Origin of the sequence: Peribacillus frigoritolerans (genome assembly GCF_004358755.1) — a bacterium.
Lineage (GTDB): Bacteria > Bacillota > Bacilli > Bacillales > Bacillaceae > Bacillus_P.
In genome coordinates this window covers 498,035-522,935 of record NZ_SMZY01000003.1, presented here as the reverse complement: position 1 = coordinate 522,935, position 24,901 = coordinate 498,035, and the positions used below count along the sequence as shown (strand labels likewise).

Annotated in this window: 16 protein-coding genes; 15 read left to right on the top strand and 1 reads right to left on the bottom strand. The window is 41.5% G+C overall.

Annotation, left to right across the window (positions count from 1 at the left end; all coding sequences use genetic code 11):
• The first annotated feature begins 166 nt into the window (after nt 1-166).
• The 14 genes from E2R53_RS16090 to wecB all read left to right on the top strand — a co-directional run bounded on the left by E2R53_RS16090 (nt 167) and on the right by wecB (nt 22,004).
• A complete protein-coding gene (locus tag E2R53_RS16090; RefSeq protein WP_133312743.1) occupies nt 167-2,278 on the top strand; it encodes a cell wall-binding repeat-containing protein in 2,112 nt (703 codons plus the stop codon).
• Between the two features lie 59 nt (nt 2,279-2,337).
• Entirely contained in the window at nt 2,338-3,138 is an 801-nt protein-coding gene (locus E2R53_RS16085; protein ID WP_133312742.1) for a hypothetical protein, read from the top strand.
• A gap of 48 nt (nt 3,139-3,186) precedes the next feature.
• The gene (locus E2R53_RS16080) at nt 3,187-5,421 is read left to right on the top strand and encodes a SpoIID/LytB domain-containing protein (protein WP_133312741.1); all 2,235 of its coding nucleotides are present in this window, start codon (nt 3,187-3,189) and stop codon (nt 5,419-5,421) included.
• 441 nt (nt 5,422-5,862) lie between these two features.
• On the top strand, nt 5,863-6,741 hold the full coding sequence (gene galU, locus E2R53_RS16075) for a UTP--glucose-1-phosphate uridylyltransferase GalU (RefSeq protein WP_133312740.1): 879 nt from the start codon (nt 5,863-5,865) through the stop codon (nt 6,739-6,741).
• 22 nt (nt 6,742-6,763) lie between these two features.
• Nucleotides 6,764-8,077 carry a UDP-glucose dehydrogenase family protein gene (locus E2R53_RS16070; RefSeq protein WP_133312739.1) on the top strand — a complete coding sequence of 438 codons (1,314 nt, stop codon included), beginning with the start codon at nt 6,764-6,766 and terminating at the stop codon, nt 8,075-8,077.
• Between the two features lie 291 nt (nt 8,078-8,368).
• Nucleotides 8,369-10,081 carry an N-acetylmuramoyl-L-alanine amidase gene (locus E2R53_RS16065; RefSeq protein ID WP_133312738.1) on the top strand — a complete coding sequence of 571 codons (1,713 nt, stop codon included), beginning with the start codon at nt 8,369-8,371 and terminating at the stop codon, nt 10,079-10,081.
• Between the two features lie 183 nt (nt 10,082-10,264).
• Nucleotides 10,265-11,263 carry a methyltransferase domain-containing protein gene (locus E2R53_RS16060; protein WP_165971012.1) on the top strand — a complete coding sequence of 333 codons (999 nt, stop codon included), beginning with the start codon at nt 10,265-10,267 and terminating at the stop codon, nt 11,261-11,263.
• Nucleotides 11,263-13,974, top strand: a complete 2,712-nt coding sequence (locus tag E2R53_RS16055) for a glycosyltransferase (protein WP_133312736.1) — start codon at nt 11,263-11,265, stop codon at nt 13,972-13,974. The genes E2R53_RS16060 and E2R53_RS16055 overlap by 1 nt, the downstream gene beginning before the upstream one ends.
• A gap of 41 nt (nt 13,975-14,015) precedes the next feature.
• Nucleotides 14,016-15,656 carry a glycosyltransferase family 4 protein gene (locus E2R53_RS16050; RefSeq protein WP_133312735.1) on the top strand — a complete coding sequence of 547 codons (1,641 nt, stop codon included), beginning with the start codon at nt 14,016-14,018 and terminating at the stop codon, nt 15,654-15,656.
• Nucleotides 15,657-15,739: 83 nt separating this feature from the next.
• Nucleotides 15,740-16,999 (top strand): nucleotide sugar dehydrogenase, encoded by a 1,260-nt coding sequence (locus E2R53_RS16045; RefSeq protein WP_133312734.1) that lies wholly within the window; start codon nt 15,740-15,742, stop codon nt 16,997-16,999.
• A 930-nt stretch (nt 17,000-17,929) separates the two neighbouring features.
• On the top strand, nt 17,930-18,709 hold the full coding sequence (locus E2R53_RS16040) for an ABC transporter permease (RefSeq protein ID WP_133312733.1): 780 nt from the start codon (nt 17,930-17,932) through the stop codon (nt 18,707-18,709).
• The gene (locus E2R53_RS16035) at nt 18,710-19,444 is read left to right on the top strand and encodes an ABC transporter ATP-binding protein (RefSeq protein ID WP_070878247.1); all 735 of its coding nucleotides are present in this window, start codon (nt 18,710-18,712) and stop codon (nt 19,442-19,444) included. It begins immediately after the preceding gene.
• Nucleotides 19,441-20,658 carry a glycosyltransferase gene (locus E2R53_RS16030; RefSeq protein ID WP_133312732.1) on the top strand — a complete coding sequence of 406 codons (1,218 nt, stop codon included), beginning with the start codon at nt 19,441-19,443 and terminating at the stop codon, nt 20,656-20,658. Before E2R53_RS16035 ends, E2R53_RS16030 begins: the two co-directional genes overlap by 4 nt.
• A 200-nt stretch (nt 20,659-20,858) precedes the next feature.
• Nucleotides 20,859-22,004: a non-hydrolyzing UDP-N-acetylglucosamine 2-epimerase gene (gene wecB, locus E2R53_RS16025; RefSeq protein WP_133312731.1), complete on the top strand. Its 1,146-nt coding sequence runs from the start codon at nt 20,859-20,861 to the stop codon at nt 22,002-22,004.
• A 159-nt stretch (nt 22,005-22,163) separates the two neighbouring features.
• Here the strand turns inward: wecB and E2R53_RS16020 are convergent, their stop codons facing one another.
• Entirely contained in the window at nt 22,164-23,396 is a 1,233-nt protein-coding gene (locus E2R53_RS16020) for a glycosyltransferase family 4 protein (protein WP_133312730.1), read from the bottom strand.
• A gap of 254 nt (nt 23,397-23,650) precedes the next feature.
• On the opposite strand from E2R53_RS16020, the gene E2R53_RS16015 reads away from it, so the two are divergent.
• A complete protein-coding gene (locus tag E2R53_RS16015) occupies nt 23,651-24,775 on the top strand; it encodes a glycosyltransferase family 4 protein (RefSeq protein ID WP_165971011.1) in 1,125 nt (374 codons plus the stop codon).
• Nucleotides 24,776-24,901: the final 126 nt, after the last annotated feature.

Below are 24,901 nucleotides of genomic sequence, written 5' to 3'. Positions count from 1 at the left end.
GGCTAATTGGCCCGGCAGCTTCTTTTTGCTTATCTGACAAAAGGGCTATGTCCTCTAATGCCTAAATCCCTAATTATCCTTAATTGCCATAATCATATAAGAATGATAGATTACGGGTGCTATAATAGGAGAGTAATAGCGAACAATGCAGAAAAAAGGAGAGTGAATGATGAAAAGCAGCAAGTCATGGGCACTGGGCATCTTTCTATTTTTATTGCTCTTACTCGCCCCGAATACAAGTTTTGCGGAAAAAGTCCTTGTGATAGATCCAGGCCATGGAGGGAAATTCAGCGGCACGTGCGGATTAACCGGGAATTCTACTGGTTTTTGCGAAGAAACGGCTAATTTGATTGTATCTAAAAAGGTAAGAGATTATCTTAAAACAAGCGGCATTACCGTTTATTTAACAAGAGAAACCGACATGGAGTTTGCCCCTTATTTGAAGAAAGCGGACGGAAGTACAGATGGCGGTGACTTTGATCTCAGAATGCAGAAAGCCAACCAGTTTGCAAAAGGAAATAACGACAACAGCGTATTTGTTTCTATTCACCATAATGCCCATCCAAGCAACCCCTACGTAAAAGGATACGAAACCTACTACTATAATGGTGTTGACCACGCAAAAGAAGAATATCCGCATGATCCCCTGCAAATCAAATACTTAGCAGATAATCAGCGCTTGGCGGGTGAAATTCATCCGACTGTTTTAGCTAAATTAGGGTCAATTGACAGAGGGATTGCCGATGATCAAAGCTTCTATGTCATCCGCAATGCAAAAATGCCTGCGGTCCTTGTTGAAATGGGCTTCATGACAAATCGTGAAGAAGAAGCACGCATTAAAACATCGGATTTTCAAAATAAAGCAGCACAGGCTATTGCCTCATCCGTCGTAAATTACTTTAAAGTCTATGAAGTATACGATTCCAGCAATCATAAATTATTAACGACGAAATCGAAGGATCAGGCTTTGCAATTTGCAAAAAAACAGACAAATCCAGTCAGAGTGTTCGACAAGAATGCTCAAAAAGATATCTATAAAACAAGCACTCTATATGAAGTGCACCACAGAACGAATGGGAAATTAGGAGAGTTCTTCACTTCAAGCGAAGCGATGGCTTTTGCACAAAAGTACAGAAATACGAGACTTGTCTATAAAAGCAATGGCTTTACCCTTTGGTCAAACTTCCTGCCTAAAAAATATGATCTCTATGTAAATGGTGCGAAGAAAGCAAGCTACGTTGATTTTGAACACGCCCGTTACATTGCAGAAAAGTCTTCACCTAATGCCAGAGTAATTAATAAGGTTTCTGGTGAAGTGGTATTTACAACTATCGCAAACGATAAAGTAACGAGAAAGCTCCCTTTAACGAAATTAATAGGTGCAGATCGTTATCAAACAGCGATTCATGTTTCAAAGAAAATGTATCCTGCAGGCTTTGCAGACAGCAAACCGGATAAAACCGTTATTATCGCAACAGGCACAGGATATGCTGATGCACTTTCAGCTGGTCCATTATCAAGAAAGCACGGGGCAGCGCCAATCCTTTTAGTTAAGGGAACTGGAATGGATTCTTACATAACAAATGAAATCACCCGTCTAAAAGCAAAAAAAGCGATCATCATTGGCGGTGAAGGTGCCGTTTCTAAAGGGATTGCCACACAGCTTCAATCAATGAAACTGACGGTTGAAAGAATCAGCGGAGCGAATCGTTTCGAGACAAATCAGCTTATTCTAAATCAGATCGGAAACGTCGATGGCTACTTTGTCACATCAGGACGCAATTATCCGGATGCTCTTGGTGCAGCGCCTATAGCTGCTCAGAAAAACTGGGCGATTATGCTGTCTGATACAAACAGCCTTTCAAGTGAAGCAAGACTGAAGCTTAAAGGCAAGCAGGCTTTGATTCTTGGAGGAAATGGCGTTCTTACATCGAATATTGATACACAGGTGAAAAACGCAGCTCCATCAAGCTATGCACGCTTAGCTGGTAAAGACCGCTACGAGACTCTTGCAAAAGTACTTTGGCGTTTTGATCCATATCTAAACTCAGATTCTATTCTAGTATCAACGGGAGCCAATTTCCCGGATGCATTAGCGGCAGCGCCATTATCTCTAGTGACAAAGGCACCGCTGATCCTGACAGGTTCAACGTTTAATAAATCTCTTGAAACCTACATCATGGAGTATGGAGGCAAGCATCATATGAAAGAAGTGACGCTGATCGGCGGAGCTGTTCCTGATGCGATAACCGGCGAGATTTTTAACAGAGTAAGATAATTCAGATGGATTCGGGCGCATCACTAGCCCGAATCTTTCTTAAGTTAAGGATGATTATAATGAAAAAAATGCTGACTATTTTCTCTCTGATTCTTTTATTATTATCAGGATGTGCAGCAAGTGATGAAGAGGCAGGCAAACAAGAAGAAAATCCTTCTGTGACAGAGCCTGTTGAAAAAGAGGAACCGGTGAAAGAAGAAACTGTTCAAACAGAGCCTCCTGCTAAAGAAGATCCGGCTAAAGATCAAGAGCAAGAAAAGGTTCAGAATGAAGAAAGTGAACCGGAAGCAAGTTCAGAAGAAAATATGGAAAAGCCTAAAGAATCTCCAGAAAATACCGATAAAAAAATGGAGAGTGAACAAAGTACCGCAGGTCCATATTTGGAATATCGTCCTGAGACAGGAGCAAAAAAACAATTTAAAGAAGGCGGAGTCGTTTTACTCACAGAAAATGTGACGGCAGCTAATAAAGAATATGTCCAAATAGCTCTGACATTGGGCGATTCAACGACCACTCAGATCTTTAAATGGACAGATTCTGAGATTACTTTAGTGTATGAGGATCGTGAGCTGCAGGACCATAGTGCCAATATACTGGACTCATTTGAGCCGAATATGAATGAAAAGCTGCTCGGCAGCGGAGCTGATTGGAAAGTGCTGGAAAAATCAGCATCTGTCGAAACGCCTTACGGAAAACAGAAAAATGTATTCGTCATTCAGAAAATATCAAATGAAGTAGTAGGCGAGGAAACTATTTTTACAAGATATTACGCTCCTAAACTCGGACTCATAAAAGAAGATTTTGAACTTACCGGCGAAAATGGGTACAAGGGTGAGTCAAGTTTGTCTTCTGTGGAATAAACTGCTAATGCTAGAAGCTCTCAATCTATCATAGCGGAGGAACTACTTTTGAATAAGGCTTTTATGTCAATTGTTGCATTAACACTATTCTTTTTGTTTGCGGAAGAAAATGCGTTTGCTGCTAATAGTAATCCTTCAGAAGTGTCTGTTAATCTCAAACACTATGTCGGCAATGCCAAAGATGTAACGGTTCAAGTTGAAGGCGAATACTATTTGGCCGGAGAAAATGATTTCAAATTAAAAGATGGATATACCTATAAAGTGAAAAATGAAAGCGGCAGATTGGTTTTGTATAATGGCAGCGTCAAGAACAAGACGCTGAACAGTTCTGCCGTGTTTTTGCCTGTAAAATACGGCACAGAGAATTATATGAAGATTAATGGCCGTTCTTATTTAGGCACGATGAAATTCAAGGTTGAAAACAGCCAGTACGTCCGTCCGGAAAATGAACTTCCTCTTGAAGATTATTTAAAAGGCGTTGTACCTGGAGAAATGTATCCAAGCTGGCCTGTTGAGGCTCTTAAAGCTCAATCCGTTTCAGCGAGAACGTATGCATTAAAAAGAATAAATCAAACAATTGATGATACAGTGAGTTTTCAAAAATATGAGGGATATATTTGGAATAAATCCTCATATAACAACACAAATGAAGCAGTTAACCGGACAAAAGGCCAAGTTCTGAAGATGAATGGTAATCTGATTGAGGCTTTATACAGCTCAAGCAACGGCGGCAAAACAGAAAATAATGCAAATGTATGGACGAGCGGAACACCGCTGTCTTATTTCCCTGCAAAAACAGATCCTTATGATCCTAGAACACCATGGAAAATCAGCGTGAGTGAAAATCAGCTGAACCCGGCTCTTCTTGATTTAACGAAGCCGGCAGATTGGTGGAGTACTATTAAGGAAAAAGACGAGAAGTATTCAAACAATATCAAGACATGGCTTAAAACAGACAAAAACTTCACGGGCAAAGACCTCAAAATTGTCAAAGTGTCGAAGCTTGCTGTTTCGAATGAAAAAACAAGCGGAGATCGACGAAAAACAGGAAGCTACCGCATTGAATTTTATGTTAAAAATGCAAATGGCACCTATCAGATGAAAGACGGCGAGATTGAAACCGTAGTAAAAGAGGGCACAAACGTCAACATCACTGCGCTTCGTTCTATGTTTGGCACGGTGGAATTCAAAAGTCATTTAATTGATTCCCTGACATTTGAAAATGGCGTCTACACTTTTAACGGCCGCGGCTTTGGCCATGGCGTCGGAATGAGCCAGTACGGCGCTAAAGCCATGTCCGATCAAAAGCAAAATTATATGGAAATTACTAATTTCTATTACCCTGGCACAAACTATGATAACTATATTGGTCAAGCCGTCGAAGAAATTGAAGGCGCAGACCGCTATGAAACAAGTGCAGCCATTGCCGAGTTCGGATGGGCATCCGCAAACACGGTCTTTATCGGCCGGGGAGACAATCCTGTTGATGCTTTAACTGGAAGCGTACTTGCCAAAAAATACAATGCACCATTGCTATTATCCAATCCTAATCAATTATCTGATTCCGTTAAACGAACGTTAGCGAATCTGGATCCTGCAAATATCTATATTCTTGGCGGAAAATCAGCCATTTCTGATTCAGTGGAAGCAGAGCTTAAGGGTATCGCAGCAAATGTACACCGCATCAGCGGTTCAGAGCGATATGATACGGCAGCAGCAGTCGCTAAACAAGTAGGCCATTCCGGCTCAATCTTTATTACTTCTGACAGCAGTGACTCGCCGGATGCTTTGTCCATTGCTTCCTATGCAGCAGCTGAGCAGATGCCGATCCTTTATACAAAAGCTGGCACTGTTCCAAAAGCAGTTGCAGATTACATCAGCGGCAGCGGTGTACGCAAAGTAACGATTGTCGGAGGAGAGACAGCTGTATCAGCTAAGGTTCAATCTCAGCTTGAAGCTTTAGTAGGTGCTGGCCATGTTGATCGCGTGTACGGAATAGACCGCTATGAAACCAGCGTAAATATCGTGAAAAAATACAACCTGGACAATCGCAAAGTCTTCTTTGCAAGAGGGACAGAGTTTATTGATGCTCTGCCTGGTTCAGTGCTGGCGGCAAACGACCGCGCACCTATCATTCTAGTAGAAAAAGATGCCGTTCCGCTGCATGTCTCAAGCTACATCTATGATCACATGACATTCATTCCGCACATTCACTACCTGGGCGGAAAAGGAGCCATCTCTGAGCAAACCCGCAGCAGTCTGCAAAACTGGTTTCTTCAGTAATTAAGAGAAACTGACTCTGAAAACGTTGGAAGACGATTTTGGAGTCAGTTTTTTTGTTTTCTGTCCGTCTGTGGGGTCTGACCAGTCGGCTCCGCTTTTCGTCTTGTCTAGCTCCATCGCCTAACTCCTCGGTCAGAACGGATCCGGCAGTAAAGGCAAAAAGCGCCCTTTCTGCCGGATCCTTATCTGCCTGTCGGAGCTAAACAGGCGATTCCGCTTTTCGTCATTGTCCAGCTCCGCCTCCTAGCCCCTCGGCCAGAACTGCTCCGCCAGTAAAGGCAAAAAGCGCCTTTTCTGTCGGACCCTTATCTGTCTGTCGGGTCTGACCAGTCGGCTCCGCTTTTCGTCTTAACCAAACATTTATAAAACCTTAAAGGAATAGACTCTATTGATGTTGTAATATAAAGAGAGAGACTTTTGACATAACCAGGGGGTAGACACATGCATGTGAAAAAAGCGATTATACCGGCTGCGGGTTTGGGGACAAGGTTTTTGCCGGCTACGAAGGCCCAGCCTAAAGAAATGCTGCCGATTGTTGATAAACCCACGATTCAATATATAATCGAAGAAGCCGTTGCTTCCGGAATTGAGGACATCTTAATCGTGTCCGGACGAGGGAAACGTGCGATTGAGGATCATTTTGATAAATCCTATGAGCTTGAAGAAACGCTGATTAAAAAAGAGAAATGGGATTTGCTCAGCAAGGTCCAGGGCATTTCGGAGCTGGCCAATATTCATTATATCCGTCAAAAAGAGCCTCTTGGTCTCGGGCATGCGATTTATTGCGCCAGAAGATTCATAGGCAATGAACCTTTCGCTGTTATGCTTGGTGATGACATTGTTCAATCTGAGGTTCCTTGCTTAAAGCAATTAATCGACATTTATGATCAATTTCAAAGCACAGTGATCGGCGTGCAAAATGTAAAGCCTGAAGATGTTTCGAAGTATGGAATCGTCAGCTATGATGAAAATGCAAAAATGGCTGACCATGTTTATAAAGTCAAAGATTTAGTTGAAAAACCAAAGCAGGAAGATGCCCCGTCCACTACGGCTATTTTAGGAAGATATATCCTGCGCCCGGAGATTTTTGACATTCTCGCAAATCTTAAACCGGGTTCAGGCGGAGAAATTCAATTAACGGATGCTCTAAAAGAACTTGCCCATCAAGAAGAGGTAACGGCTTTTCATTTTAGCGGCAAACGATATGACGTCGGAGACAAGCTTGGCTTTATTCAGGCGACAATCGATTTTGCCATGGATAACGATGAGCTGAGAGAAGATATTTTGCAGTACATAAAAAATAAAGTTTCAAACGGATAGAGAAAGGTCAGGGGATTACTCAGTGAGAATATCAGTTGCTGGAACCGGATATGTCGGGCTTGTCACAGGTGTATGCTTAGCTGAGATCGGCCATCAGGTAAGGTGTGTGGATATCGATGAAAAGAAAGTGGATCTTCTGAACAATGGAGTTTCTCCTATTTATGAACCTGGTCTAGAGGACTTAATGAAGAAAAATGTCCAGTCAGGAAGATTGTCTTTTACCGCAGATTCCCGCACAGCTTACGGGGAAAGTGAAATCATTTTCATCGCTGTCGGCACACCGGAAAAGGAAGACGGATCTGCTGATTTGACGTATGTTGAAGCGGCAGCTGTTCAAATCGCTGAACAAATTCAAAACGATGTGATTATTGTTGTAAAAAGCACCGTTCCCGTCGGTACAAATGAACATATTCTACAGATCGTCAAACAGTATAAGGCACCATCCATCCATGCAGAAGTCGCATCTAATCCTGAATTTCTCAGAGAGGGCTCTGCCATCCATGATACTTTCCACGGGGACCGTATCGTCATTGGATCAAGCTCTCCTTTTGCCGGGGATAAGCTTGAAGAAATCTATAAACCGCTTGGCATTCCAGTAGTCAGGACGGATATTAGAAGTGCGGAAATGATTAAGTATGCTGCAAATGCATTTTTGGCTACGAAAATCAGCTTTATCAATGAGATCGCCAATATATGCGAAAAATTAGGCGCAGACATTGAAGATGTGGCAGAAGGAATTGGGAAAGACGCCAGAATCGGTTCGCAATTTTTAAAAGCCGGTATCGGATATGGCGGCTCCTGTTTTCCGAAAGATACAAAGGCATTAGTTCAATTAGCAGGCAACGTGCAGCATAAATTCGATCTGCTGAATTCGGTCATCACCGTAAACAACCGGCAGCCGTTAAAGTTAATCGAGTCAGCGAAAAAGCATTTGGGTTCTCTTGAAGGGAAAAAAATTGCTCTTCTCGGCTTAGCTTTCAAACCTAATACAGATGATGTAAGAGAAGCTGCTTCGCTTGTCATTGCGAAGGAATTGGTGAAGGAAGGTGCAGTCGTTACTGGGTACGATCCTATCGCACTGGATGAAGCACGGAAGGTGTTAAAGGAATCGATTACATATTGCGATACGATTGCTGAAGCAATCACGGATGCAGATGCTGCATTTATTGTGACGGAGTGGGATGAAGTCCGCACGTTCCCAATGAACCTCTATCAGGAAAAAATGAACACCCCCATCTTAATTGATGGCAGAAACATCTATCCGCTGAGAGATATTCCCGAATGGATGACTTATGTTTCAGTAGGACGCAAAGAAGTAATAAAAGGCCGTTCTTAAGTGGTTTCAAACACTTAAGGATGGTCTTCTTTTGGTCCAGCTTCTGAATGCTTTCTAAAACGGCAAAAATACTTTCCGGAATGAGTACTTTACTTTCTAAAAGAGTTAAATACTTGCCGATTTCAGTGATTCACTTTCCTTTTTCCATCTGTCTCCTAATTAAAACCCATACATTTTTTTCTAAATATCGCTAAAGATTTCCCGGATTGACTCGATATATAAACTGAGCAGGCTGTGCGGAAAGTCCCGGGCAGTTTGCCAGTTTACAAACACCCGGGAGGAACGTATGGAATGAAAAAGCTTTTAGTCAGTGTGATTGCCGTTTTTTTACTTGCTGCAGGAATGATTGAATTTTGGACGCCACAAAAAGCAGAAGCCTCAACTGTTACCTTTACATACTATGCAAAAAATGAGTTTGAAGCTCGGACCGGCCCTGGAGATCGTTTTTCAAAAGCGGGAAGAGTCAAGTTTCAGACAGCCTTTACCGTTAAAAAAGGCGGAATCAGCAGCGGATGGGCTGAAATTAAGCTTGGCGGAAAAACCATGTATGCCAAAGCTGCAGACATTACGAACAAAAAGCCTTCCCAGCCGGTTTACTTTAACTATTATACTAAGGAACCTGTGAGTTTTTACGGAGGCAGAGGGACTCAGACGAAAAGATTCGGATCTATAGCAGAGGATGCTGTCATAAAGGTTGCTAAAGGAACGGTCCTAAATGGTTGGGTAGAAATTAATCATAAGGGAACAAAGTATTATGCTGATTACTCAAAACTCACATCAGCCCAGCCGGTATATTTCACATACTATGCTGTTAAAAATGTCACCCTATATAATGAGAGAAATACAAAAACACCTAAGACAAAAATTGCGCCCGGTTCTGCTGTGAAAGTGAAAAAAGGCAGTGTCATCAGCGGCTGGAGCAGAATTGAATACAATGGTATAAAAGGGTATACACCGTACAGCAGCATTGCGAGCAAACCTGTTTACTTTACCTATTACGCAAATAAAAACACGAAAGTGTATACTTCGAAAAGCACAGCTTCTTCCGTGCTCGCGTCACTGACAGCCAATGATCAAATAAAGATCAGACAGGGCGGGATCGCAAATGGGTGGGCTGAAGCTGATCATAATGGCAAGACAGGATATATAAAATCATCGGATATTGTAAACAAACCAGTCGTTGTCGAAGAAATTGCACCCCAGGAACTAAAGTACTATGTACGCGAGAACTTGAGTCTTCGCTCCCAAAAAAGTACAAGCTCAGCCATTATTCTTACAATCCCGCAAGGCAAAGAGGTAGAAGTGCTGAATCCTGCGGAACTTAAAGATGACTGGGTTTCAGTTAAATACAGCGGAAAAACAGGATATGTCTCAGCAAAATATTTAACTCTTGAACCTGTTGCAGAAGATACAGAGCTGAACAAAGTCATTGTGATCGATCCTGGTCATGGAGGAAAAGATCCTGGAGCAATTGGGAATGGCCTGCAGGAAAAAGATGTGACTCTGGCAGTCGGTAAAATCGCAGCTGACAAGCTTAAGAAATTAGGCTATGACGTCCAGATGACCCGATCAGATGACACGTTTCTTTCTTTAAACGAACGGACTGATTTTTCATACAGCAAGAACGCCGGCGTTTTTGTCAGCCTTCATATGAATTCAAGCACGGCTCCATCAGCTAATGGAACAGAAACGTTTGCAACAAACGGCAGCGGCAGCTTTAGCACGGCGTCTATGACTGACAAAGAAAAAGCAGACAGTGCAAAACTTGCAGCTTTTATTCAGTCACGGTTAGTAAAGGCGCTAGATACAACAAATCGTGGGATAAAAGAAGAAGCTTTTTATGTCATTGATAAAAATTATACAAGATCAGTCCTGGTTGAAATGGGCTTCATTTCAAATAAAAATGATGCATCTATCTTTAAAACAAATGATGGCAGGGATGGAGCTGCCGAAGCGATTGCTCAGGGAATCAACGACTTCTATCAATGGAAGAAAACGAACTAATAACAAAAGCCTGCAATCTTCGATTTTGATTGCAGGCTTTATTTATGGTTGTTAACGAAAGACAGTTTTCGATATAATAAGTAGGGCCTTACAGAATACATAGAATAAATCTGCAAAAACTACAATCAAAGAGAATTGAAAATACGTCATTGCCATAACACACAGCTAATTGGAGGAGTTTCTTTGAGTAAACTTATTATAGATCGTGTTAATGAAGCATATTATGGAGCTTTAGGAACAGATTTCAGCAAGAAAACAAGAGAGCGCATAAATTGGATTGTTACACATGTCCAAGGCAGTAAAGTGCTTGATATTGGTTGCTCACAGGGTATAAATGCCATACTATTAGGTCGGGAAGGCAAAAAAGTAGATGGAATCGATATCTCTCATGATTCAATAGAATACGCAAAGACAGAACTTGGTAAAGAACACCCCTCTGTACAAGCCGCCGTTTCATTTAAAGTTTCTAATTTTATGACGGATCATGACATAGACACTGACTACGACACGATTTTGCTTACTGAAGTACTAGAACATATCAGTGACCCTGATTCGTTCTTGAAGAAAACATTGTCGCATTTAAAGCCGGGCGGAAGATTAATCGTAACGGTTCCTTTTGGCATTAATGATTTCATAGATCATAAACGCACTTATTATTACTCATTATTAGCTGAACAATTAGGTGCTCATTTCAAAGTTGAATCCTTTGAGTATTTGGGAAGATGGACAGGCGTAATTTGCACAGCTGTTCAAGAAAATAACCAAACTTTTTATACAGCAGAAAACACAAAGAAATTAGAGCAGGGATTTTATTCGCTGGAAAGAGAATACACGCAGCGCATCGGAACTCTAGCAGGTCAAGTGTCAAAACTGGAGAAACAAATAAAAGAATTTCAGCAGCCAAAAGAATCGCCTGACAAGCTGTATGAAGAGCTAAAAGCACAAATTGCACAGAAGGATGAATATATCCGCCAGCTGCAAATTGAAACAGTTGAGCTGCTGAACCGTGAAGAAGATGCACTGAAAGCAGCTCTTGCAGCGACTGGGAAAATTGAGGATGCAAACAAAAAAGCTGCAAATATCGAACACCGTTATAATGTCCTGAGAAAATCCCGATTTGGCCGAGTTCAATTGAAATACTGGGCATTGAAGAAAAAACTAGCCGGAAGAGGTAAGAAATAATGCTTAAAGTGGAAATACTCAAACGTTTAGAGAAAGTCCGACTAACACGAGCTATGAAAATGGGGTATGACATCGAAAAGGAGCATGTGCGGAAGAACGAAAAGCCTCTTTATGACAAAGGCATCAGCGTTATTATCCCTACCTACAAAGGTGAAAATGTCATTGGCAAATGCTTAAAATCACTGGCTGATCAAACACTTGATCCTGCCTTATTTGAAGTCATTGTGGTGATTAACGGAGAAAAAGACCGAACGGAAGAGATTATCAATCAGCTGATCTCAGAAAGAAACTTGACGAATATCCGTGTTGTCATAATGGATGAAGCTGGTGCATCCATTGCACGAAACAAAGGGATTTCCCTGGCTACTCGCGAATACGTCACATTCCTTGATGACGATGATTACTTCTCTGACAATTTTTTAGAGGAAATGTTCAAGCAGGCAAAGCCGAACGCTATAGTGATTTCTCAAATCTTTAACGTTGAGCCGGACGGAAATGTTCAATCTTCCAATCCGATTAACCGCCAGATTTTAAAATCCGTAATAAGTAAGCAAAGTCCTTACATGAAGCTGCACACGGTGTTAACCATTAACGCATGCAAGCTGATACCGACTTTATATGTCCAAAAATACAAGTTTGATGAAAGTCTGAATAGCGGCGAAGATGTTGTCTTTTTCTCAGAACTGCTGATAAAAAATGACCTTGAGTTCGTGGTAGCTCCTATAACAAAGAAAGTGATCTACTATAGAACACTCAGAGAAAACTCCATTTCCCGCCAGGCTATGACGTTTGATTTTAATGTAAAACAGCGTGCGGATTGTATTGAAAAAATGAATGATCTTCTGCTGATTTCTGATCTTTCACCTGAAAAACGTGATTTTATCGAGCGGAAAACGAACGCGCAAAGCTCATTTATTGTGAATTATTACGAACAGCATCAAGATGAATACGACCGGATAATTAAAGAAATTTCATCTAGAAGGCTGACTTACTTCCCTTATCACCTGCTTAACAAAGACAAAGTTGAGCAATTGGTTGTTTCCTATTGTTTCCCGCCGTATAACGACACAGCCGGAAACGTTATGGCGAAACGTATGAGAGAGGCAGGCAAGGTTTCAGATGTCATCTACAATACAATGGACAAAGTCCGGACAAAAAATACATCCCTGAACCAAATGGTGGATGATTTAATTCATACAAGACTTCCGATCAACTCGCCTTCAAGCTTTTCTCACTGGGCACATATCAAAACGTTTATGGATTTGGGCATGAAAGGCGCGAATGAACTGGTAGAGAAAAATGGCGTTCATAAGCAGGTATTCAGCCGTGCGATGTGGGCTGCTTCCCACTTTCTGGCGTATGAATACAAAAAGAAATACCCGCAGACAAAATGGATCGCTGAGTTTTCAGATCCATTAATCTATGATATTGAAGCTAAGAAGCGCCTGGTTGATATTACAGATCAAGGGTATTTAAAGCAGCTTGAAGCTGATGTGAAAAAAGCAGGTTTTCCGTCTCCGAACGATGCAAGCATGTTCGTATGGTGTGAGTATCTGCCGTATATTTTTGCGGATGAATTAATTTTTACAAACAAAAACCAGTACCAATACATGATGGATATGTTCCCGATCGAGGAAATCAAGCCAATCATCAAGCAAAAAGCGGTCATTGAGCCGCATCCTACACTGCCGGAAAATTATTACCACATGGAGGAGTTCAATTATCCACTTCTATCGGATGACCATGTAAATGTTGCCTATTTTGGAAACTTCTACAGCAAGCGGAACTTGAACGATTTGTTCTCTGGCTTAAAAGAAGCGAATGAGGATACTCAGCGCAAGGTGCTTATCCATGTCTTCACGGCTAAACCGACAGAGCTCGAGGATCAGCTTAAAAACGATCCGCTTGAAGATTCCATCATCGTCAACGGCTTTGTAGATTTCTACACGTTCCTTAACCTCTGTACGAAATTTGATTGCTTAGTTGTGAATGATTCGACGACGAAAGATAACAAGCCAATAAACCCTTACCTGCCGTCGAAATTAAGTGATTATAAAGGCAGCGGCACGGACATTTGGGGCGTCTATGAAGAAGGAAGCATACTGGGTCAAAGTGAAGGCATCACGTACTTGTCCCCATTAAATGATGCGAAAGCAGCAGGCGTTGTATTTGATAAGATGGTTGCCAAGAAATTTTCCGGCAATAATGCCCGCATAGAAAAGAAGGCCGCTATGGAATCTGAACCTGTCCATAAACAAGCTGCTATCTCCGTGGAAACTAAAGAAAGCGGCAGTGCTTCAAAAACAGGTATTGCTTTTGAAAAGAGCTGGGTGAAAAAGAGAGAGACTGATCTTCAGCGTACAGGCGCCGCTGACCAGGATGAGCTCGAGCGTGTAAGAGAGCTTGCTGATCGCCTGATCCAGGATAAAAAAGAAATGGAACAGGAATTTAAAACCATACTGACAGCAATTGCTGATGACGTGGAATCACGTGAAAATCTTGGTCAGCTGATCAGTAAACATCAGGCTGCAGGCCTAAAGGCATCAGGGATCTCTATCGAGTCTATTTCTGCAGGCCAGGAAGAGCAGAAAAAGCTTCTCGAAGAAAAAGAACGGGCCATAAACGAGCTCAGAACAAAATTGACAAGACTGCAGAATTCCAAACTTGGGAAATTACAGATGAAATATTGGGGACTAAAACGCAGAAAATAAAAGTATGTCTCATATTTTTCAATTGACGGGAGGGGACAGTCTTGCTAACAAACGAGCCGGTTAAAGTAAGTACTTTTTTTGATAAATGGCCAAAGAAAAAAATCACGAGCTATGACGTTCAGATTGAGGGCGGCGACCAGCTGGATATTAAAATCAGCCAGCTGACAAAAGATGCAAAGCCAATCATTCTTTACTATGATCATAACAATAAGGTAGACCGCAATTTAAATGCTGATCATTCTTACATTGCAAGAATAGACGGAACTGTGCACAGCGGTGTTCAGGTTCAGCAGGTCATCGTGGGATATGACCGGGATAACAATAAGGTGTACGTTCAGTACAATCCGCTTGGCAGTGAAATGAACTTGAGTTTCCCAAGCGATGTTTCCAGCTATTCATTGGGAATCAGGCTTTCAGGAACCGGAGAAGCCGTGATTACGGATTTTTCCGTTTCTGCCTATGAGGTGACAACTGCAGAAAGCCAAAAGGAACTGTTTTTAAGATATCCGGAGGCTGATTACCTGATTGTCACAAATGTCTATCCCGAAAAAAACACGTATTATCAGAACATGTTTGTGCATAAGCGCGTTCTTGGATATCGTGAAAATGGCATTAATTGTGCCATCTACCGTTTAAATACGTCACCTGCAAGCGTGGCTCACTATGTTTATGAAGGTGTGCCGGTCTACATTGGCGGAGAAGATGCGCTGACAAATCTTTTGAATGCGAAGCCATACAAGAAAGTATTGTTTCACTTTATCAATGAAAGAATGTACCGGGCTGTCCGGAAGTCAGATGCGCGCTACACGCCAAAGCTTGTATGGGTGCACGGTTTTGAGACAACAAAATGGTACCGCCGCTGGTTTAACTTTTATCAGAGCACAAAAGAAATCCGCAGCAGCCTTGAATATGCGAAACGCAATCAGGACCAGCTTGATTTCATGGCAGATCTTTATACTGAAGATGATGACGATATTAAGTTTATTTTCGTCTCAAAATGGTACAAAGAGAATGTGGCTGAAAAGGATACCAATACGATTATCAAAAATTACAGCATCATTCATAATTCCATTGATGACGAGCTGTTTAATTATGTAGAGAAAACGGAAGAGCAGCGAAAGCGGATTTTAACGATCCGTCCGTTTGCTTCAAGAACGTATGCGAACGATTTGACCGTTAAAGCGATCCTTGCGCTGAAAGACAAGCCCTTCTTCGAAGAACTCACGTTTGACATTTATGGCCAGGGTCCTTTATGGAATGAAACCGTTGAACCGATCCGGGGCATTCCAAACGTTCATCTTCACAACTACTTCTTGTCTCAGACAGAAATAGCGGAGCAGCATAAATCACACGGCGTCTTTTTAAGTCCTTCAAGAATGGACTCCCAGGGTGTTTCTCTTGGTGAGGCGATGTCGAGCGGCCTTGTGCCAGTAACGTCCGGTGTTTATGCAATCCCTGAATTCATCGATGACTCCTGCGGATTTTTAGCAGAAGGCGAAGACTATATGGGTCTTGCAGAAGCCATTGAATACCTTTACTACAATCCGAAAGCCTTCCTTCAGAAATCGGAGGAAGCTGCTCATATCGTCAGGTACCAATGCGGCAAGCATAAAATGATTCAGGCAGAACTAAAAGAAATCACAGAAACGAAGGAAGAAAAAGTTCTCTTAGAGCAGCTGTAACTGAAATCATTGACACGATGTTTTCAAAGCTGTACTGTTGTATGAGAGAAATTTTATGAACAACCTACTGGAGGAGAATTCACATGAAGATCGCAACACTTGGTCTTGGTTATATTGGACTGCCGACTTCTATTATGTTTGCAAAGCATGGCGTAGACGTGCTTGGCGTAGACGTTCAGCAGCATGTTGTAGATTCATTAAACCAAGGTAAAATTCATATTGAAGAGCCTGGCCTTCAAGAAGCACTAGAAGAGGTCATGTCATCTGGCAAATTCAAAGCATCAACACAGCCTGAAAAAGCAGATGTATTCATTATTGCTGTTCCAACTCCAAATAAAGATGATCAATATAAATCTGTAGATTTAAAATACGTATTAAGCGCTACTGAAATGATGATTCCTTACCTTGAAAAAGGCAATACAGTCATCGTAGAATCAACAATCGCGCCTCGTACAACAGACGACCATGTAAAACCTTTGCTTGAGAAGCATGGCTTTACAATCGGCGAAGATATTTTCTTAGTCCATTGCCCAGAGCGTGTTCTTCCTGGCCAAATCATGCATGAGCTTATTCACAATAACCGCATCATCGGCGGTGTGACAGAAGCATGTAAAGAAGCAGGAGCAAAAGTATACAGCACATTTGTTGAAGGCGAACTGATTTTGACGGATGCGAAGACAGCTGAAATGTCAAAATTAATGGAAAACACGTTCAGAGACGTGAACATTTCCCTTGCAAATGAGCTTGTGAAAATCTGTACAGAACTTGATATCAATGCTCTTGACGTTATCGAGATGGCTAACAAGCATCCGCGTGTTAACCTTCATCACCCTGGACCGGGCGTTGGCGGACATTGCTTAGCGGTTGACCCGTATTTCATCGTTGCAGAAGCTCCTGAACAAGCGAAGCTGATCTACCAGGCACGCGACATCAACGTTTCTATGCCATCATTTGTTGTAGAAAACGTATCGAAAATGCTTGGCGGTTTAGACGATAAAAAAATCACGGTATTCGGTCTGACATACAAAGGGAACGTAGATGACATTCGTGAAAGTCCTGCAATGGATATCTACCAGCAGCTGAAAATGGCTGGTGCCAACGAAGTGATTGCTTACGACCCGCATGTTCAAAAAGACTGGGTAGAAAAAGACATTCAAACAGCTGTGAACAATTCAGATCTTGTTTTAGTTCTGACAGATCACAACGAATTTAAATCACTTGATGCAGCTGACTTCACAGGCATGAAAACAAAAAGAATTTTCGACACGAAAAACATTGTGAAGGATTGCCCGGAAGAGATCACATACATCAACTTCGGAAACCTTTATAAATTCGTAAAGTAAGACACAACTTAATGTGAAAATGGACCATATTCGTTTATGGTCTTTTTTTATTCAGCTGTAAGGTTTTGAAGAAAGAATGTATGGGGTAATAGAGACAGATACTAGGCAGAAACCCCTTTTGCTGGCAGTAGGTTTTCGCTAGGAAAAGGCACTTTGAGGTTGTAAAGGTGCTTGCTAGTTTTGTGCTGGAATAGGGAATCGACCACTACCTGTGATTCCTCCATTTTGGGTTTTGCGCAGGAAAGTGGAATCAACGGCACGCTATGATTCCACCATTTTGGGTTTTGCGCAGGAAAGTGGAATCAACGGCACGCTATGATTCCACCATTTTGGGTTTTGCGCAGGAAAGTGGAATCAACGGCACGCTATGATTCCACCATTTTTGGTTTTGCGCAGGAAAGTGGAATCAACCGCATGCTATGATTCCTCTATTTTGGATTTTGCGGATCAAAGTGGAAACAACCGCACGCTATGATTCCTCCATTTTAGGTTTTGCGCAGGAAAGTGGAATCAACCGCACGCTATGATTCCACCATTTTGGGTTTTGCGCAGGAAAGTGGAATCAACGGCATGCTATGATTCCTCTATTTTGGATTTTGCGGATCAAAGTGGAATCAACCGCACGCTATGCTTCCACCATTTTGGGTTTTGCGCAGGAAAGTGGAATCAACGGTACGCTATGATTCCTTAATTTTGATATTTGCGGATCAAAGTGGAATCAACCGCATGCTATGATTCCTCAAATCTGATTCTTGAGCGCAAAGTGGAATCAACCGTAACCTAATTATGTGCTCGAAGTTATCACCATACAGCACAAGCCTGTTTCAAATCATGTCAAAACGTTTACATTTCATTGTAAAACTTGAAAGGTGATTTAACTAAGTATATTATTATTAAGGTGCAACATTTTGTTAGTTAGGAGAACATCTTATGCTATTAGATACATTAAAGGCCATAAAAAACAACAAAGACTTGATCTATCATTTGACTGCTTCTGATTTTAAAGCAAACAATTCAAGAACATACTTTGGTTTTCTATGGTGGATCTTGGATCCGATTTTTTATATGGCCATTTTTTACTTGCTGGTCGTGGTTATCCTTGATAGAGGCGGAGAGAATTATGCAGTGATTATCTTTACTGGCTTAATTCCGCTGAAATTTGTAACGGCTGCTCTTGTAGATGGAACGAACGCCATCTCATCCAAAGGGAATATTCTGCAGCAGGTTTATGTACCGAAAATTATTTTTATTATCGTTCGCTTACTTGTTAACTGCATTAAATTTATAATCAGCGCCGTTGTGCTTATTTTATTTTTGGCGATATACGGAATTGACTTTTCATGGAATATTCTCTATTTCCCGTTCATCTTTTTGATAAATGCATTCTGCCTATTAGGCGTTATGATTTTCCTTGCCCATCTTGGCGTCTTTATCCGGGATGTGAAAAATATGATGCAATATATTTCAAGGGTCTTAATGTATCTATCACCTGTATTGTTTGAAATGAAAGACGTACCTGCTAGTTTAGTTCCATATCTCTATTTGAATCCTTTTACAACATTTTTGGAATCCTATAGAGACGTACTGATTTACGGCAGACCTCCTGAATTTTTACCGATGCTTATCTTGACCATTCTTTCACTTGCTATCTTGTATTTAGGAATACGCCTGTTAAACAAAAATGAAAAAGAATATGCTAAGGTGATTTAATTGAGTGAAAATATAATTGAAGTTAAAGATCTCTGGGTATCTTATCCGGAGCATACAGAAAAACCATTAAAAAAACTATTGAATCTTCATAAAAAAGATGACCGTTTCTGGGCGCTGAAAGGCCTGAACTTCGAAGTGAAAAAAGGCGAGGTTCTTGGCGTTATCGGCCGTAACGGTTCGGGTAAAAGTACGCTTTTAAAGCTGCTCAGCGGACTGATTTCTCCTGATAAAGGCGAATTCAGCATTATGGACGAGGAACACCCGGTTCTCCTTTCATTAGGAGCGGGATTTCAGCCGGAGCTGCCTGGAATCGAAAACATCTATTTAAATGGCTTGCTGCTTGGTCATAATAAGAAAACCATTGATGAAAAAATCGATGATATTATAGAATTCTCCGAGCTTGGCGATTTTATTTATAAACCTGTGCGCACATATTCTGCGGGAATGAAATCAAGACTCGCATTTGCTACGGCTATTTCACTTGATCCTGAGATTCTTCTCATTGATGAAGTTCTGGGAGTAGGCGACACAGCTTTTCAGCAAAAATGCCGTGAAGCAATTATGGAGAAAATCAAACAAGAAAGAACGGTTATTCTTGTAACCCACTCATCGAATCTAGTAAGAGCGATCTGCGACCGTGTTGTATGGATTCATCTTGGTGAGCAAAAAGCAGTCGGCGAAACAGGGCCGATCGTCAAGGAATATGATGAGTTTATGAAACTGGCAAGAAAATGAATATCCTCATGCTGCTGTATAAGGATATTCCTTATGATGCGAGAGTAAAAAGAGAGGCCCTGGCATTAGCTGAAGCAGGACATGCCGTATACTTAGCCTGCGTCAGAGAATTCCAGGAGCCTGATCCTTTTTTACATAAAAACATTCACTTGATTCGGATTGGCATTTCGGTAAAAAGCATGAAAGCTACTATGTCTAAAGGGAAGGCAAGTGCGCAAACAAGGCAATCTGCAGTTAAAAAGCTGATCGTCCGCACGGCGAGGTTGCCGCTTGTCAAAATTCCTAAAGACTACCTGGCCTACTATGAGTTTTATAAAAAGGTCAAAGTGCATTTGAAAGAGATCTCGATTGACGCTGTTCATTGTCATGATTTAAATACGCTGTGGCAGGGGCACATGCTGTCAAAGGATTTCTCTGCGAAGCTCATCTACGATTCACATGAAATCTTCAATGAGATGGCCGGGCGCAATCAGCTCGACCGCATCACAGGGTACGCCATGGAAAAACGGCTTTTTCAAAAAATCGATTACCTTGTAACAGTTAATCCTTATCTTAGAGATTATTTGTTTGAAAAAAATGGAGAAAAACCATGCGTGCTCATTCAAAATATCCCTCTTTTTCACAAGGATGTCCTTAAACAGGAGAAAGCGATTGACTGGGATTATTCATTCAATGAAAATGATACGATTCTGCTCTATCAAGGCGGATTTTCTCCGTACCGCGGACTGGAATTGATTATCGATGCAATGGCAAAGCTTCCTGAAACCTACAAACTGGTAATGATCGGTTCGGGTATTTTGAAGGATGAGCTAGTCAGCCGTACAGTCTCACTTGGACTGTCAGACAGGGTCTTTTTTCACGATCAGGTATCGTCTGAGAATTTAATTCATTACACCTTGAAGGCTGACATCGGCCTTGTCATGTATGAGAAGGTTTCTAAAAACAACTATTATTCAACACCAAATAAAATCTTTGAATATCTGCAGGCAGGCGTTCCTGCCGTATCTTCCAACCACCCCGGCAAGTCTGTCATTATTGATGAGTACAAAACCGGCGTGCTGGCAGAGGAAACGCCAGAAGGCATTGTAAATGGAATTTTAGAGATTATGAACCAATATGCTTACTATCAGCAAAATTGTCTGCGTGCACGAGAGGTTTTAACTTGGGAGGCAGAAAGCAAAAAGCTGATACAGATGTATGAGAATTTTTCGTAGTGGATGTGGGGTTTAAGGCACCACATCTTTTTTTAAAGTTTTGCACTTTGATGTCTTGCCTGCCTGCGCTAACCGGGCGATTCCGCTTTTCTAATAATATTGTAATGAAATCCTAATAATAAAGAAAAATACTCTTTTCAGGCACGTGATATAATGAACAATAGCTGCCTAAAATGAACTATAAAAGGAGTTTCGTATATATGGATCGCAAATTAAAAGTCATGACTATTTTCGGTACAAGACCTGAAGCCATCAAAATGGCACCGCTTGTGCTTGAACTTGAAAAGTACCCGGATGAAATTGATTCAATCGTTACTGTAACGGCCCAGCACCGTCAAATGCTTGATCAGGTTCTGGAATTGTTTGAAGTTACTCCAGATCACGATCTGAACATTATGAAGGACCGTCAGACGCTGACAGGTGTGACAACAAAGGCGCTTGAAGGCTTAGATGAAGTGATGAAGGACGTTAAGCCTGATCTTGTACTTGTTCATGGTGATACAACGACAACTTTTGTAGCAAGCTTAGCTGCCTTTTACAATCAGATTGCTGTCGGCCATGTAGAAGCAGGACTCAGAACATGGAACAAATACTCTCCATTCCCTGAAGAAGTGAACCGTCAAATTACAGGCGTAATCGCAGATCTTCATTTTGCCCCAACGAACAAAGCGGAGGCAAATCTGCTTCAGGAAAATAAAAAAGGCGAGACCATTTACATAACTGGCAACACGGCGATTGATGCTTTAAAAACAACTGTTAAGGATTCCTACTCTCATGAAGTGCTTGAAAAAGTAGGATCAGACCGCATGATTCTATTAACAGCTCACCGCCGCGAGAACTTAGGAGAGCCAATGCGCAACATGTTCCGTGCGATTAAGCGTCTAATCACAGAGCATGATGATGTGCAGGTTGTTTACCCTGTCCATTTAAATCCGGCTGTTCGTGAAGTCGCAGATGAAATTCTCGGAAATGATCCAAGAATTCACTTGATCGAGCCGCTTGGCGTTTATGATTTCCATAACTTCGCTTCTAAAGCTCATATCATTCTTACCGATTCAGGCGGCGTGCAGGAAGAAGCGCCATCTCTGGGAGTACCGGTTCTTGTTCTCCGCGACACAACTGAGCGCCCTGAAGGAATTGAAGCAGGAACATTGAAGCTTGCAGGCACAGATGAGGAAACAATCTATCAGCTTGCTTACGAGCTGCTTAACAATAAAGAACGCTATGAAGAGATGTCGAAAGCCTCTAATCCATACGGGGACGGAGAAGCTTCAAGACGTATTGTGGAAGCGATTCTGCACTATTTTAAAAAGCGTGATGAGAAGCCTGTGCCTTTTGAGGTATAATAAGAAAAGCGGAGACGCCCGTTTTGCTCCGACATACAGATAAGGATCCAAAGTCCGGGTTTGACTTTTTTGCCGGAACCGTTCTGGCCGAGGAGCTGGACAATTAAAGCGCGAAACACAATATTTCTTTTAGATAAAAAAGACGACCTGATTCTGAAATCAGGTCGTCTTTTTTATATGGTTTATACTATGAGATTCTTTGCAGTCCTGCAGGGCTTCCGAAAGCTCTGCTGCCTGTGTTTCTCTGTTAAATGATTGAAGGAGATGGTAACGCAGGTTTTTCTTCATATCTTTAAGTGTTTCAGGCTGGCTTTGAGCGAGCTTCAGTGCGCGGATAAAGTCTTCCGGATTCTCAGGTTCAAACGTGAAGCCGGCATGATTTTTCTCTACGATCTCCCTTGCTTCACCTTCAACGCCAATCAGTACCGGAAGTGACACAGCCATATAATCAAACACTTTGGATGGAATGGTGATCTCAAATAGCGGATGCTTTTTTAAGCTGACAATGCCAAGATCGGCGCTGTCATAGTAGGAAGCCAATTCTTCTTTTCTTTTGCTGTCCAGAAAGTGCACGTTGGTTAAATGATTTGCTTTTACTTGTTCCATTAAAGCTTCTTTTTCAACGCCTTCACCTATGAACATAAAGCAGACAGAAGGGTCATCCTTCAGCTTCACCGCGGCCGTTATGATGGTCTGAAGACCTTGCGCTGCACCAATGTTGCCTGTATATAGGACGAGAAATTTATCTTCAATCCCGTATTCCTTTTTCACATCGTTCCTTTTTATTACAGGTTTTAAGGAATTTGGATTCACTCCATTTGGAATAACGATGATCTTATCTGCTGAAATACCCAGGTCTATCAGACGATCTTTGTAGCCGTGTGTGACGACAACAATCAGATCGGCTTTCTTATAAATGAAATTTTCAAGTTTTCTGGCAAGATTCAGCAATTTTTTGTTTTTAAACTGACCTAAAATTTCAGCGAAGTCGACCCATAAATCACGGACTTCGAAAACGAACTTTGTTCTATGAATGCGGCTCAGCACATACCCGGTAACCCCTTGAAAAAGCTGAGGAGAGGTTGCATAAACAATGTCCGGCTTTTTGACGAGCAAGCCGCTTGCGATGCTTGAGCACATGAACGACAAGTAGTTGGCCAAACGCCGGATTGAGCTTTTTTTAGTATCACGTATGCGAAAAGAGCGATAAACCGATAGCTTGTTCATCTTCTCTTTGCTGTACAATTTAGAAGTTGATTCATGATTTGGAAAGGCCGTCAGCACATGCAGATCATGCCCCAGGTTTGAAAGATTCGTACTCATATCAAAGGCACGGCCTTGTGCGGCACCAATTTCAGGCGGAAAGTGCTGTGTTATATAAACGATTTTCATAGTGATCCCTTTCCATTAAAAATTAGGATATGTCAATATAATAGTGTAAAGTATAAATTGAAAAGTTACAACTTTGAGTTAAGAAAAGCGGAAGTGCCTTGGTCAGCTCCGAAAGGCAGATAAGGATCCGACGGAAAAGTCCGGGTTTGACTTTTTTGGCGGATCCGTTCTGACCGAGGAGCTAGGCGCTGGAGCTGGACATCAATGCGCTAAAAGTAATACTCTGCTATAACTTCAAAAAAGGAATGGATATCATGAAGAAAATCTGTGTCATCACGTCTGTTCATAACGCATATGACGGACGTATTTATCATAAGCAATGCAAGTCTCTAGTTAAGGCGGGGTATGATGTTTCGCTTGTCGCACCGAAGCCTGAAATGATCCTGGATGATTCAATCAAGCTTATTCCAATCGAAAAGCCAAAGCAGGAATTGAAGCGCTTTTTACATACGTTTACGGTTTTTAAAGCTGCAAGAAAAACAAATGCAGACCTCTATCATTTCCATGATCCAGAGCTTATCCCAGCAGGCGTTCTGCTTCGTATTTTCACCGGGAAACCTGTCATTTTTGATGCCCATGAGCATTATCCGAATGCGATTATGAGCAAAAAATACTTGAAAAGCTGGATGAAAAAACCTGTTCGTCTCATCTACGAGGCAATTGAAAGAATATGTCTTCCCATTTTATCAGGAGTTATTTATACAACGGATGAAGTAGGAGAAAGATATCAGCGCTATGACTCCTGCAAGATTGAAAATTATCCTCTGACTGAAATGTTTAAGCTGAATCATTATGCCCTGAAAGACCCAGACATGGTTCTTTATCTTGGGGGTATCACTCCTATCAGAGGAATTGAACAATTAACAGAGGCCTTTGCATTAGCAGCGGACAAGCACCCGGATGCGAAATTTCTTTTTGTTGGAAGATTTGAGTCTGAAGCCTTTGAGCGGAAAATCAAAGAAAAGGTAAAAGCATACGGTTTTGCTGACCGTGTGGAGTTTATGGGAAGTGTGCCTTATTCAGAGATCGAAACCTATCTCTCAAAGGCTTCAATAGGAATTATTCCTTATTTGCCTGAGCCCAATCATTTGGTCTGTCTGCCAAATAAATTATTTGAATACATGGCAGCAGGTGTTGCCATTCTGGCTTCAGATTTCCCGCATTACCGAAGAGTGGTGGAGAATTCGGACAGCGGCCTTTTAATTGATCCTGAGAAGCCTGAATCCATTGCAGATGCGCTGAATGTGCTGCTTGATAACCCTGAAATGACAAAAGATTTTGGTGTAAATGGAAGAATGAGTTTCGAAACGACCTATAATTGGGAAACTGAAGAAAGAAAGTTAGTATCGTTTTATAAAAAATTGCTGAAGCAGCAATAGCCATTATTATTTTGTTCAAAAAGAGTTCATACTTAGAATAAACCGTACAGAATCTTAACAAAATAATAATTGCAAGTTTATATATTTTTGCTATGATGGAGGAAGTGAAAATATCTCACACAAGTT